A 13,456-nucleotide genomic window follows, 5' to 3' on the forward strand; every position below is an offset into this window, starting at 1 on the left:
CGGGATGATAACGATCCAGGGCATCGTGGAGTGACGCCCTGGCCGGGTGTGCGCCGGGCGTAAGGTGGACGCGTACGTCGTTCTCCGTTGGGCGTTGACGTCAAACCATGTATTACCTACATTATAAGTAGGTATTCGGCGGCGGGAGGGACATGACTGCGGACGGGCCGACGTGGCCGCGCGGGAGCACCCCGCTTGAGGCCGCCGTGCTCGCCGGGCGGTGGATCCGCTCCGCGGCGGTGGAGGAGTCCTCCCATCGCGCCGCCGAGCCGCGGGTGCTCTCCTGGCGCGCCAACCCTGACCCGGGCGGCCGGTCCGCCGCGGCGGGTCCCTCGCACTCGCTGTACGCGGGGGCGGCCGGCATCGTGCTGTTCCTTCTGGAGCTGGCCGCCGCCACGGGCGATGAGTCCTATCTGGACGACGCCCGGGCGGGTGCCAGGGGCCTGGCCGCGCTCGCCACCGAGCGCGCCGCCGCCTCCGGCCACGACCTGACCCTCTACCACGGCCTGGCCGGCATCGCCTTCGCCCTGGCCGAGGCGGGCTGGGTGACGGGCGACGAGTCGTTCGAGGACGCCTCACGGGCGGCGGCCGACCGCATCGTGGCCGGCGTCCGCTCCTTCCGCGGCGGCCCCGGCTGGACCGGCGATCCCGCCCAGAGCGGTGACGGCGGCATCGTGCTCGCGCTGCTGCACGCGGCGGGCATCCACGGTGTGCCCCGGTACGAAGAGGCCGCCGTGGAGGCGGCGGCCCGGATCGCCGACCTGGTCGTGCCCGGCCACCGGTTCGGTGAGGAGGGCTGCGCGGGGCTCCCGGCCGACGCGGTCACCCCGGGCTTCCTGTCCGGCACCGCGGGCACCGCCTTCCTGATGGCCCGCATGTACGGCGTGACCGGGCAGGCCGCATTCCTCAAGGCGGCCCGCAGGGGAGCGGAGTTCGTCCGCGCGGTGAGCACCGTGTCGGGGCGCTTCGCGCTCGTGCCGCACCACGTGCCGCACGGACGGACCTTGCACTACCTGGGCTTCTGCTCGGGCTCGGCGGGCGTGGCGCGGATGTTCTACGAGCTGTACCGCGTCACCGGCGACCAGGGCGACCTCGACTGGGTCGAGCGGCTGGCCGGTGGCATCGTGCAGAGCGGCGCGCCGTACCGCCAGTCGCCCGGCTACTGGAACGTCACCTGTCAGTGCTGCGGCGCGGCGGGGCTGCTGGAGCTGTTCGCCGGGTTGTGGACCGCGACCGGGCGCGAGACGTACCTCTCCTTCGCCCGCGACGTGGCCGAGCACCTGATCGACGCGGCCACCGGCCACGACGGCGTCGGCTTCCGCTGGTACCAGGCATACCGGCGGCTGCGGCCCTGGGAGGTCACCGCCGACACCGGCTACATGGTCGGCGCGGCCGGGATCGGCTCGGCGCTGCTCCACCTGCACGCCGCCGACTCCCCGGGCGAGACGCCTCGCCTGGTGCTGCTGCCGGACAATCCGTTCCCCGCCATCGCGCTGCCCGCCTCGCGCGCCTGAGCCGCGCGCGGCTTCGGGCGGAGGCGTTCTGACAGAGCGGGTCAATTTCCGATCCAACCGACTTTTCAAGTAGGGTATGTGGACCAAGGTCGGTCGAAGCCGAGACCATGATTGGTGCATCCCGCATGAGCGAACACCTGGCTCCGTCTATCGTCGGGGCCGTGTTGATCGGAGAGAACGACCCGAGGGTCCTCGCCATGGTCCCGGATCCGCGCCGCTCGGTCGTGGCCGTCGAGCCCGAGCGGCGGGAGCCGGGATACTGGGCCGGAGCCGCCAGCGCGGTCGCGAGCGACGGCCTGATCCATCTGGCCTACCGGCTGCGCCGCCCGCTCGGCCACGGGCGCGGCCACGCCGTCGCCATCGCCAGGTCGCGAGACGGCGTGCGCTTCGAGACCCTGCTCACCATCCCCAGCGAGGAGATGGACGCGGAGTCCCTGGAACGGCCCGCGCTGGTCCGGCTGCCCGGCGGCGGCTGGCGGATCTACCTGAGCTGCGCCACGCACGGCACCAAGCACTGGCGCGTGGAGATGCTGGAGGCCGCCGACCCCGCGGGCTTCGACCCGCGGACCCGCCGGGTCGTGCTGCCCGGCGACGCCAAGACCGGCGTGAAGGACCCGGTGATCATGCGGCGGGGCGGCATCTGGCACCTGTGGGCCTCCTGTCACCCGCTCACCGACCCCGACGAGGCCGACCGCATGGTCACCGACTACGCCACCAGCGCCGACGGGCTGGAGTGGACCTGGCACGGCACCGCGCTGACCGGCGTCCGCGGCGAGTGGGACGCGCGCGGCGCGCGGGTCACCGCGGTCACCTTCGCCGGTGACGCCCTGGTCGCGGCCTACGACGGGCGCGCCTCGGCGGCGGAGAACTACGAGGAGCGCACCGGCCTGGCCGTCGGCACCGACCCGGCCGGTCTCGTCCCGCTGGAGGCCGGTCCGGCCGCCGCCTCCCCGCACGGCGCGGGCGGCCTGCGTTACCTGGACGTCGTCGACCTCCCCGACGGGCACCGGCGGCTGTACTACGAGTACGCGCGCGCGGACGGGGCGCACGAGTTGCGCACCGAGTTGCGCTGAGGGGCGCCGATCCCGCCGGGGGCTCGCCGTTCAGCCGGGGCCGGGGTCGCGCGGCCGGCCGTTGCGGGCCTGGCGCTGGCCCTGCGGCCGGGCCCCCACCAGCCCGCCGGACCGCTCGCGCGGGCGCACCCAGTCCCCGAAGTCCTCACCCGCGACCTGCTGGAGCAGTTCGATGTCCGCGGCGAAGAACGGGATGAGCGCGCTCCGCTGGTCCCAGGTGAGCGGACGGCGGGCGCGCGCCCGCTGCTGGAGCCGGTCCTCCAGCGACTCGGCCAGCGTCCCGCCGAGCCGCCCGGGCAGCGCCGACCACGCGCGCAGCGACCCCGACAGCAGCCGATGGGTGAAGGTGGCCTCGGGGTGGGCGGTGACGTTCTCGCGGGGCACCTCGGAGATGATCCCCGGCTCCACGCCCAGGAAGGCGCAGATCCGGTCGAGGGTGGCGGCGGGCGTGTCCACCAGGTCGCGGTAGCGGAAGACGTGCACCTGCTCGCGGGGGAACAGCGTGTAGAGATCGCGTAGCTGCTCGCCGTACTTGCCCAGGGAGACGTAGTGCCAGAACGGGGCCCAGCCCGCGGCGATCCGCTGGGGCTCCCTGGCGCAGGCCCGGACCACGTCGCCGAGCGGTTCGAGGCCCGCCGACCACAGGTGGGTCCAGTTGGAGTGGGCCCGCTCGACCGGGTCGCGCAGCACCACGATCAGCCGGGCGTGCGGGATCGCGGCGTGGATGCGGCGCTGCGCCTCGCGGTCGTAGAGGTAGAACGGCGTGGACTCGCCGGTCAGCGCGCCCGGCGGGGCGCCCTCGAACAGGGCCAGGTAGTCCTGTCTGCGCCAGACGTGCTCGCGGTAGGTGCGGACGTCGCCGGGGCCGCCCCGGCTCGGGGGCGGGCCGTCGGTGAGGAAGTACTTCGGTTCCTTGACCGCGGACATGTGCAGCGAGGGGTGCCTCGCCAGTGCGGAGTGCAGCGCCGTCGTACCGGCCTTGGGGGCGCCGGCGATGAGGAAGTCGGGCAGGGGCATCGGCCGTCCTCAGAGGATAACCCGTAAAACCTACTTAATAAGGAGCAAATATACCTGCTCACCACCGCTGAGCAATGGGCTGACGAAAACCCCTAAGACGCGCGATGATGAAGCGTCGGCCGCGGTCCACGCGCCCACGGAAAGGACGCCCCCCATGCAGCCACGCGTCGGTGCCGCCTTGGTAGGGCGGGAAGACGCGCTGCGCACCCTGGCGCGCGTCGTGGAGGAGACCTCCGAGGGCGGGTTCCGCTTCGTGGCGGTGGTGGGCGACCCCGGCGTGGGCAAGAGCCGCCTGCTCGGCGTGCTCGCCGACCTCGCCAGGCGGCGCGGCCTGACCACCCTCGCCGGCCGGGCCTCGGAGTTCGAGCAGGAGTTCCCGCTCAGCCCGCTCATCGACGCCCTGGACGACCACCTGGAGCCCCAGGCAGCCGCCCTGGCCGAGCGGCTGCCCGCCACCCAGATGGACCTCCTGGCAGCCGCGCTGCCGGCGTTCGCCGACGCCGCCCCCGGCGGTCCCGGGCATCCGATGGCCGACGACCTGAGCGGTCTCGGGCGCTACCGGCTCTACCGCGCGGTCCGGCTGCTGCTGGAGGAGCTGACCGGGCCCGACGGCCTGGCCCTGATCCTCGACGACGTGCACTGGGCCGACGCCACCACCGTCGAGCTGCTGGACCACCTGGTGCGCCACCCGCCGCGCGGCGGCGTGCTGCTGGCCGTGGCGTTCCGGCCCGCGCAGGCGGCGCCCCGGCTGGCCGCGGTCGCCGGGAAGGGCGAGCGCGTCGAGATCGGCCCGCTGTCGCGGGAACAGACCGACGAGCTGCTCGGGCCCGAGGTGAGCCTGCCGGTGCGGCGCCTGTTGCACGAGGCCAGCGGGGGCAACCCGTTCTACCTGGACACGCTGGCCAGGCTGAGCGGCGGCCCGATCGCGATCGAGGATGGCAAGGCCGAGCTGCCGCCCGCCGCGGGCGCCGCCCTGGACGTCGAGCTGAGCGGGCTCGCCCCGGCCGCGCTGCGGGTCGCCCAGGCCGCCGCGGTGACCGCCGACGAGTTCGAGCCGGCCCTGGTGGCGGTGGCCGCGGAAATGCCCGAGCCGGACGTCCTGCGGGCGCTCAACGAGATGGTCGCCCGCGACGTGGCGCGCCCGGCCGACGCGGCCAGGTTCCGTTTCCGCCACCCGCTCGTGCGCAGCGCCGCCTACGCCTCGGCCGCGCCCGGCTGGCGCTACGCCGCGCACGCGCGGCTCGCCGACCACCTCGCCGCCCTGGGCGCGCCCGCCGTCGCCAGGGCCCACCACGTGCAGCGCTCGGGCACGTTCGGCGACCGGCGGGCGGTGGACACCCTCGTGGAGGCGGCCCGCACGGTCGCGGCCCGAGCGCCGCTGACGGCCGCGCACTGGTTACAGGCGGCCCTGCGGCTGCTGCCCGAGACCCCCGAACGGCTGGAGCTGCTGCTCGAACTGGCCCACGTGCAAAGCGTCAGCGGACGGCTGGCGGAGGGCCGCGACACCGCCCGCGAGCTGCTCCGGCTGCTCCCGGCCGACGACTACGCCAGAAGGGCCCGCGCGGCCCGGCTGTGCGCGCTGATGGAACGCCAGCTCGACCGGCCGCACGAGGCGCGCGCGCTGTTGCTCGACGAGCTGCGCCAGATGCCCAACCCGCAGGCGGCCGAGGCGGTGCCGCTGCGGATGCGGCTGGTGGCCGAGAGCCTGATGCGGGTCGACTTCCGGGCCGCCCAGGCGGTGCTGGACCTGATGCCCGACGCCGCCGAGGACTGGGAGCCCGGCCTGGCCACCGGCGTGGCCGCGATGCGGCCGATGCCCGCCTACGCGGCGGGCCGGATCACCGAGGCCGTCAAGTACATCGAGATCGCCGAGAGCCGGCTGGAGATCGCACCCGACGAGCACCTGGCCGAATGGCTCGACGCCGTCGCCTGGCTGTGCTGGACGCAGTGGAGCATGGGCCGCTACGCCGGGGCGCTGCGCCACTTCGACCGCGCCGCCGCCATCGCCCGCGCCACCGGGCAGGCGTACATCCTGACCAACCTGCTCGCCGGGCAGGCCAGGACCCTCGCCATGGTGGGCCGCCTGGCCGAGGCGCGCACGACCGCCGAGGAGTCCGTCGAGGACGCCCGCCTGCTCGGTTCGGGGCAGCAGCTCGTTTTCGCGCTCACCCAGCAGTGCCTGGCGGCGTCCTGGGCGGGCGAGGACGACGAGGCGCTGCGCGCGGCCGACGAGGCGGTGAGCGCCGGGGTCGGCGGCGGCGAGGTGTGGGGCGCGATGGCCGCCCACGCCAGGGGCCTGGCCCTGATCAACGCGGGCCGGGTCGAGGAGGGGGCCGCGGTCACGCTGGAGGCGTGCGACCGGTTCAGGTCCCCGCGCCTGGACCGCGGCACGCTCCTTTGGTGCTGTGAGACGCTGGCGCAGGCGATGGCCGGGGACGGCAGGGCGGACGAGGCCGCGGTGTGGGCCGGGCGGGCGGACAACCTGGCGCGGCCGGAGCTGCCCACGTTCGCGGGGCTGGCCAGGCTGGCGCGGGCGCACGCCGTACGCCCTGGCGATCCCGCGGCGGCGGCCGTGCTCGCCGGCGAGGCGGCCGCGCTGCTCGGCACCGAGCGCCGGATCGACGCGGGCCGCGCGCTGCTCGTCGCGGGCGTGGCGCACGGCGAGGCGGGCGAGCGCAAGCCGGCCCGCGCGCGGCTGCGATCCGCCGCCGAGGTCTTCGAGGCCTGCGGCGCGCGCAACCTGTACGCCCAGACGCTGCGCGAACAGCGCCGTCTCGGCGTCCGCGTGGGCGCCGCCCCGCGGCCGTCCGGCCGCAGCACCGACCTCGGCCTGTCGCCGCGCGAGATGGAGATCGCCGAACTGGTCGCCCAGGGGCAGACCAACCAGCAGATCGCCGAGAAGCTCTACCTCAGCGTTCGCACGGTCGAGACGCACCTGTCGCGGGTGTTCACCAAGCTGGGCGTGAGCTCCAGGGTCGGCGTGGTGACCGTGCTCAACCGGCGGGCATGACTCCGGGTGCGCCCCGTGCTCCCACGGCGGGCGGGACGGAGTCGCCCCCGGAGCCGCGCGGCCGGGCGGAAGCCGTACGCCCAGGCCACGCGGCCTTGTCGCCGGCTTCTTACGGGGGGTGACGGCCGCAGCGAGATGAACGTAACTCGCGTTTCGGTCCCGCGCCAGGCCCAAACTTAAGATTCCTCTCCCCGGCCGGACACCTCCTGGAAGAACTCCAGCAAACCGGACGGTTCCCAACAGGGTGGGCATTCGCCGCCCACCCCGGGGGTGCGGAAAACCACAGGTGGACCCGGAGATGTACCCCATACCGTGGGCCGCCGGGCCGATCTAGCGTTGCCGGTCATGACCGCGAAGATGTTCGACATTCCGAGGAGGGGGCTCGCGGGGCCGGCGGCGCTCGTCACCCTGGCCGCGGTGATCATGTTGGCCGCGATGACCGACAGCATCATGCAACCCCTGCCCGCTTCGGCGCCCGCCGGAGAGTTCAGCGCCGAACGGGCGCTGGTCCACCTGCGGAAGTTCGCCGACCGGCCGCGCCCGCTGGGCGGCCCGGCGGGCGACCGGGCCCGAGACTACCTGACCGGGCGGCTGCGGGCCGCGGGCCTGCAGGTCGAGGTCCAGCGGGCCGTCGGGGCCGCGCCGGCGGCCGGGCTGGCATCGTTCGGCCAGGTCGACAACATCATCGCGCGGCTGCCCGGCACCGACCCCACCGGCACGGTGCTCCTGGCCGCCCACTACGACTCGGCGTCCATGGGGCCGGGCGCGTCCGACGACGGCGCGGCGGTGGCCGCTATGGTCGAGACGGTCCGCGCGCTCCGCGCCGGGGGCACCCTGCGCAACGACCTCGTGCTGCTGATGTCCGACGGCGAGGAGGACGGCGTGCTCGGCGCCGAGGCGTTCGCCCGCCTGCACCCGCTCGGCCGGGCCGGAGGGGTGCTGCTGAACTGGGAGGCCAGGGGCGTGAGCGGGCCCTCCCTGATGTTCGAGACCTCCACCAACAACGCCGGGCTGGTCAAGGCGTTCCTCGACGCCGTCCCGGCGCCGCGCGGCGACTCCTCCATGGCCGCGCTCTACCGGCTGCTGCCCAACAACACCGACTTCACCCCGCTGACCGCGGCCGGCTTCAGCGGCCTCAACTTCGCCTACATCCAGCGTTCGGCGCACTACCACACCGCCGCCGACTCCATCGCCAACCTGGACCGCGGCAGCCTGCAACACCACGGCGTCAACATGCTCGCGCTGACCCGCGGCCTGGGCGGGGCCGACCTGCGGGCGCTGGCGACCGGCCACGACCTCACCTACTTCCGGGCCCTCGGCGCCGTGATCGCCTATCCCGGCGGGGCGGTGCTGCCGCTGGCGGTCCTGGCGGTCCTCGCGGTCGCGGGCCTGGTGGCGCTGTGCCGGGTCAGGCGGTCGCTGAGCCTGCCCCGGCTGGCTCTGGCGGCGGTCTCGGCCGTCGTCCCGCTGCTGGCCTCGGCCGCCCTGGCGCAGGGGCTGTGGTCGCTGCTGGTGGCCTGGCGGCCCGCCTACGACATGATGGGCGGGCTGCTGCACCGCCCGCTGCCGTTCCAGGCGGCGGTGGCCTGCCTGGCCGCGGCGGCGGTGCTCGGCTGGTACCTCTCGCTGCGCCGCGCGCTGGGCCCTGCCGCGATGGTGGCCGGCGCGCTGGTCTGGCCGGCCGGGCTGGGCCTCGCGTGCGCCTGGTTCGTCCCGGGAGCGGCGTATCTGCTCACCCTCCCGGCGCTGGTGTGCGCGCTCGGCGCGGCGGTGGCCGTGCTGCTGCGCGGGCCCGCCTGGGCGCGGGTGGGGGCCGCGACGGCCGGCCCCGCCGTGGCCGCCATGCTGCTGCCCTCGCTGGCCCGCAACGTCTTCGACGGGATGGGGCTGGCGCTCGGCGGGGCGAGCGCGCTGGTCCTCGCGCTGTTCGGGCTGACCGTGCTCCCGGTCGCGGAGCTGTTCAAGGGCGATCCCGGCGTCCGTGCCAGGCGCGGCCTCACCGCCGCCGTTCCTGTGGCCGCCGCCGTCCTCGCGCTCGTCCTGGCCGGCACGGGCCTGGCGGCGGACCGCTTCGACGCCGATCACCCGGGGCGTACCCACCTGGCGTACGTCATGGACGCCGGCACCCGCGCCGCGCACTGGGTCAGCGCCGACGCCGACCCCGCCGAGTGGACCCGGCGATACGTCTCCGGCCACGACACCTCGGGGCTGCCCCCCGGCTACGCGCGCGGCACCCTGTGGACCGGTCCGGCCCCCGCGATCACCGCCGACGGGCCGCGTGTCACCCTGCTGGAGCGCCACGGCGACACGCTCACACTGCAGGTGAGCGCGGGGAAGGGCGCCCGCTCGGTGACGATCCGGCTCGACCGCCCGATCACCCGGGTCACCGCGTCCGCCGCCGGCTTCGGTTCGGCCGCCGTCCCGGTGACCGGCACGCGTACCGCCACCTGGCCCGCCGAGATCCGCTTCCGCGGCATCCCCGCCCGGGGCGCCCGCCTCACCGTGCGCGTCGCCGGCACGGGCCCGGTCCGCCTCACCGCCATCGCCGAGACCGACGGCCTCACCACCGTCCCGGGCTTCCAGCCCCGCCCTCCCGGCCTCGTAACGGCCACCCGTGAGGACGGCGACCTCACCGCGGTCACCCGCACCTACACCTTCTGACCGCCCCCGCCCTCGTCGGGTTTCGGCTGTGTCGTTCCGGGTTGGGGGCGGCGACCCGTGAGGGCGGTGATTTGGTCGTGGTCGGCGGCATGTACGCCTTTTGAGGGCACCGGGGCTTGTCGGGTTTCGGCTGTGTCCTTCTGGCTTGGGGGCGGCGACCCGTGAGGGCGGCGACCTGACCGCGGTCACCCGTAGCTACACCTTCTGACCGCCTCCAACCCCCGCCGGGCTTCGCCCCGTACCTCCGTCAGTTCGTGACCACCAGCCATGATCACCGCGTTACGGCGGCACGGCGGCTTTGTGTTCGTGGGGGCCGAGGGTGGGGTTTTGTGGCGGGTGGCTCTGGACGGGCGGCGTGGTGGGGCTCATGCTGTGCATGGCGGCCCTATGACATCCCCAGACCGCCCATAGGCGGTCATTTGACCGTTCCGCCGATGCGATTCCGCGTCGTGGCCGAACTTTTCCGGGTTCCCGGCCCTCCAATGTACGAGTTTTCCACGATGCCGCGCGCCCTGTGCGGCTTGACATCGTGGGACGGGAAGTTTCGGGAGGGACGGGGAAATGGAGCACCGAATCCCACGCTTCACACTCGACGGGGTACCTGATGCGGAGATCACCGTGTACCCCTTCGCCACCGAGGACGACCTGGGGCTGAAGCTCACCAGGTTCCAGCACGACCACGGCGGTGACGGGGGTCACGGCGCCGGGGGAAGCGACGAGGGGGACGAGCGGGGCGACGGCGACGTCGTGCTGCTGCTGCACGGGCTGACCTCATCCAGCGACATCTTCGTGATGCCGGAGATCACCAACCTGGTGACGTTCCTGCACCGCAACGGGTTCGACGATGTCTGGACGCTCGATTTCAGGATGAGCAGCCACTTTCCGTACGACATCGAGACACGCGGGTCGACCCTCGATGACATCGCGCACTACGACTACCCGCCCGCGCTCGCGGAGATCCGCCGCCACGTGGGGGAGCGGCGGATCCACGTGATCGCGCACTGCCTGGGCTCGGTGTCGTTCTGCATGAGCCTGTTCGGCGGGGCCGTGGACGGGATCACGAGCCTGGTGTGCAACAGCGTGGCGCTCACCCCGCGGGTGCCGGCCTGGTCCAAGGCCAAGCTGGCGTTCGCGGCGACCGCGTTCGAGTACGTGTTCGGCCTGCCGTACATCGACCCGCGCTTCTCCGACGCCCCGCCGTTCAGCCGCAGGTGGCTGCTGGCCAAGGCGGTCTCGGCCTTCCACCCCGAGTGCCGCGAGCCCGCCTGCCACATGCAGAGCTTCATGTGGGGCAGCGGCCGGCCGGCCATGTACGTGCACCGCAACCTCGCGCGCGAGACGCACACGCACGAACGCCTGGCCGACCTCAACGGCGCGACCGGCGTGCAGTACTACCGGCACGTCAACAAGATGGTGCGGGCCGGCCGGGCGGTGAAGTGCGACCCCGAAGACCTCCGGCACGCCGCGCTGCCCGACGACTACCTGGAGCGGGCGGCCGAGGTCAGCACGCCGATCCTGTTCCTCACCGGTGACCGCAACAACGTGTTCACCGACTCCAACATCGTCTGCCACCGCATCCTCGACCGGGCCGCCCCCGGCCGCCACGAGCTGCAGCTCCTCCCCGGCTACGGGCACATCGACCCGATCATCGGCAAGAACGCCCACATCGACGTGTTCCCCCGCATGGTCGACTTCATCAAGCGCCAGGCGGGGGTGAGCGAGCCATGGCAGCGGGCGAGCATGCGGACGTGATCGTGGTCGGCTCCGGCTTCGGCGGGGCGGTGGCCGCCTACCGGCTGGCCGCCGCCGGCCGGTCGGTCGTCGTGCTGGAGCGCGGGCGCAGCTACCCTCCGGGCACCTTCGCCCGCAGCCCCTCGGAGATGAGCCGCGCCTTCTGGGACCCGGGCGAGAACCTCTACGGCATGTTCGACGTGTGGGGCTTTCGCGGCTTCGACTCGGTGGTGGCCAGCGGCCTCGGCGGCGGCTCGCTGATCTACGCCAACGTGCTGCTGCGCAAGGACGAGGCGTGGTTCGTACGCGATGAGCCGCTGCCCGGCGGCGGGCACGAGCACTGGCCGCTCACCCGCGCCGACCTCGACCCGCACTACGACGTGGTGGAGCGCATGCTGGGCGCCACGCCGTACCCGCTGGACCGGCCCGCCTACGCGGGCACCGAGAAGACCCACGCCATGCAGGACGCCGCGGCCGAGCTGGGGCTGTCCTGGCGGCTCACCCCGCTGGCGGTCAGCTTCGCGCCCGCGCCGGGCGCGGAGCCGGGCATCGGTCTGCCGATCGAGCCGGGCCCCTACCCGAGCCTGCACGACGCCCCGCGCCGTACGTGCCGGCTGTGCGGGGAGTGCAACATCGGGTGCAACGACGGCGCCAAGAACACCCTCGACCACACCTACCTGGCCGCCGCCGCCCACCACGGGGCCGACCTGCGGGTCCTCCACGAGGTCAGGGCGATCCGGCCCAGGGCGGGCGGCGGCTACGAGGTGGACTACCTCGTCCACGACCCCGACGAGCCGGAGGGGGAGCGGCGGCCCCGCCGGGCCCGCCCGGTCATCACCATGAGCTGCGACCGGCTCGTCCTGGCCGCGGGCACCTACGGCACCGCGTTCCTGCTGCTGCGCGCCCGGGAGGCGTTCCCCGGGCTGAGCGACGCGCTCGGCACCCGCTTCTGCGGCAACGGCGACCTGCTCACGTTCCTGCTGCGGGCCACCGACAGGGGCCGGGTCCGGCCGCTGGACGCCAGCAAGGGCCCGGTCATCACCAGCGCCATCCGGCTGCCCGACGACCTCGACGGGGTGCCCGGCTCCGGCCGCGGCGCCTACATCGAGGACGGCGGCTACCCCGGTTTCGTGGACTGGATGGTGGAGGGGGCCGACACGTCCGCCGCCATCGCGCGCGCGGTCCGGTTCCTGTACGAGCGGTTCCTGACCTTCTTCGACAAGGCCCCCGACACCAACCTGTCGGCGGAACTCTCGGAGCTGGTCGGCTCGGGCGCGCTGTCGGTCAGCTCGCTGCCGCTGCTCGGCATGGGCCGCGACGTGCCCGACGGCACGCTGCGGCTGAACGGCGAGCGCCTGGAGACCGCCTGGACCACCCGCACCAGCGAGGCGTACTTCGAGCGGGTGCGCAAGACCATGCAGCGGATCGCCGACGTGCTGGGCGCGGAGTACGCCGACAACCCGACGTGGTTCCGCAAGCGGGTCATCACCGTGCATCCGGTGGGCGGCGCCCCCATGGGACGGCACGCGGGGGAGGGCGTCTGTGACTCCTACGGTGAGGTATTCGGGTTTCCCGGCCTCTACATCGCCGACGGTTCGGCGATGCCGGGGCCGGTGGGCCCCAACCCTTCGCTGACCATCGCGGCCATGTCGGACCGCATGTGCACACGCCTGCTCGAAACGGGGGATGCGGGCGTGCCGCGGGGGAGCGGGCGGGCGCCGACGAGCGCCGGCCCGGCGGGCGGGGGAGGGGACGGCGCGACGTGCGACCTGTCGGGCTCGGGCGGCAGTGCGGGCCGCGCGAGCCTGGACGGTCGCACGTCGCTGTCGTTCACCGAGGAGATGAAGGGCTTCTACCGCGAGGGCGTGCGCAACCCGGGCGTGCCCGGCGACCGCTTCGCCTTCCGGCTCACGATCACCGTGGACGACGTGGATCGCTTCCTGTCCGACCAGGATCATCTGGCCAGGGCCGAGGGATGGATAGACGCTGCCGCTTGCGGGGGCCGGCGTCTGGTCGAGCGGGGTTGGTTCAATCTGTTCGCGCCCGGTGGTGCGCCCGACCGGCGGCTGATGCGCTATCGGCTGCACTTCACCGACGGCATGGACCGGCCCCGCACCCTCTCCGGCTGGAAGAACGTCTTCCACGGACCGCCGACCGACATCTGGCCGGCCACCACGACGATGTACTTCCGGCTGCTCGAAGGCCATGTGCCCGACGGGCACGACGACACCGCGCCGGTCGCCGGCGCGGGGACGCTCCACATCGAGCTGGGGGACTTCATCCGCCAGCTCACCTCGTTCCGTACCGAGGGCCCTGACGGGATGGCCGCGCTGGATCGCTTCGCACGATTCTTCGCGGGCAACCTCTGGGACGTGTACGGCCCCGGCTGACGGGGGGATGCCGGGTCCGTCCCGGAGGGACATATCCCGAACCGGGGGCCGACTGTGCGG

7 protein-coding genes are annotated in these 13,456 nt (G+C 73.9%); 6 read left to right on the forward strand and 1 reads right to left on the reverse strand.

Annotated elements, in window-relative coordinates; all coding sequences use genetic code 11:
* The first annotated feature begins 152 nt into the window (after positions 1-152).
* Both ACH34R_RS16415 and ACH34R_RS16420 read left to right on the forward strand, forming a co-directional pair.
* The gene (locus tag ACH34R_RS16415; RefSeq protein WP_397562278.1) at positions 153-1,514 is read left to right on the forward strand and encodes a lanthionine synthetase LanC family protein; all 1,362 of its coding nucleotides are present in this window, start codon (positions 153-155) and stop codon (positions 1,512-1,514) included.
* Positions 1,515-1,675: 161 nt separating this feature from the next.
* Positions 1,676-2,587: a hypothetical protein gene (locus tag ACH34R_RS16420; RefSeq protein ID WP_397562279.1), complete on the forward strand. Its 912-nt coding sequence runs from the start codon at positions 1,676-1,678 to the stop codon at positions 2,585-2,587.
* A gap of 30 nt (positions 2,588-2,617) precedes the next feature.
* Here ACH34R_RS16420 and ACH34R_RS16425 read toward each other — a convergent pair whose 3' ends face one another.
* On the reverse strand, positions 2,618-3,604 hold the full coding sequence (locus ACH34R_RS16425) for a sulfotransferase family protein (RefSeq protein ID WP_397562280.1): 987 nt from the start codon (positions 3,602-3,604) through the stop codon (positions 2,618-2,620).
* 154 nt (positions 3,605-3,758) lie between these two features.
* On the opposite strand from ACH34R_RS16425, the gene ACH34R_RS16430 reads away from it, so the two are divergent.
* From ACH34R_RS16430 to ACH34R_RS16445, 4 genes are all read left to right on the forward strand, one after another.
* Positions 3,759-6,614, forward strand: a complete 2,856-nt coding sequence (locus ACH34R_RS16430) for an AAA family ATPase (protein WP_397562281.1) — start codon at positions 3,759-3,761, stop codon at positions 6,612-6,614.
* 345 nt (positions 6,615-6,959) lie between these two features.
* Positions 6,960-9,275, forward strand: a complete 2,316-nt coding sequence (locus ACH34R_RS16435) for a M28 family peptidase (protein WP_397562282.1) — start codon at positions 6,960-6,962, stop codon at positions 9,273-9,275.
* Between the two features lie 561 nt (positions 9,276-9,836).
* A complete protein-coding gene (locus tag ACH34R_RS16440) occupies positions 9,837-11,027 on the forward strand; it encodes an alpha/beta fold hydrolase (RefSeq protein WP_397562283.1) in 1,191 nt (396 codons plus the stop codon).
* On the forward strand, positions 11,000-13,396 hold the full coding sequence (locus ACH34R_RS16445) for an FAD-dependent oxidoreductase (RefSeq protein WP_397562284.1): 2,397 nt from the start codon (positions 11,000-11,002) through the stop codon (positions 13,394-13,396). The genes ACH34R_RS16440 and ACH34R_RS16445 overlap by 28 nt, the downstream gene beginning before the upstream one ends.
* Positions 13,397-13,456 lie beyond the last annotated feature (60 nt).

This window comes from Spongiactinospora sp. 9N601 (assembly GCF_044326295.1).
Taxonomy (GTDB): Bacteria; Actinomycetota; Actinomycetes; order Streptosporangiales; family Streptosporangiaceae; genus Spongiactinospora; species Spongiactinospora gelatinilytica.

Excerpts from the sequence above, each read along its gene's own strand:
- ACH34R_RS16415 (WP_397562278.1), top strand. The coding sequence starts at position 153 with ATGACTGCGGACGGGCCGACGTGGCCGCGCGGGAGCACCCCGCTTGAG.
- ACH34R_RS16425 (WP_397562280.1), bottom strand. The coding sequence starts at position 3,604 with ATGCCCCTGCCCGACTTCCTCATCGCCGGCGCCCCCAAGGCCGGTACG.
- ACH34R_RS16430 (WP_397562281.1), top strand. The coding sequence starts at position 3,759 with ATGCAGCCACGCGTCGGTGCCGCCTTGGTAGGGCGGGAAGACGCGCTG.
- ACH34R_RS16435 (WP_397562282.1), top strand. The coding sequence starts at position 6,960 with ATGACCGCGAAGATGTTCGACATTCCGAGGAGGGGGCTCGCGGGGCCG.
- ACH34R_RS16440 (WP_397562283.1), top strand. The coding sequence starts at position 9,837 with ATGGAGCACCGAATCCCACGCTTCACACTCGACGGGGTACCTGATGCG.
- ACH34R_RS16445 (WP_397562284.1), top strand. The coding sequence starts at position 11,000 with ATGGCAGCGGGCGAGCATGCGGACGTGATCGTGGTCGGCTCCGGCTTC.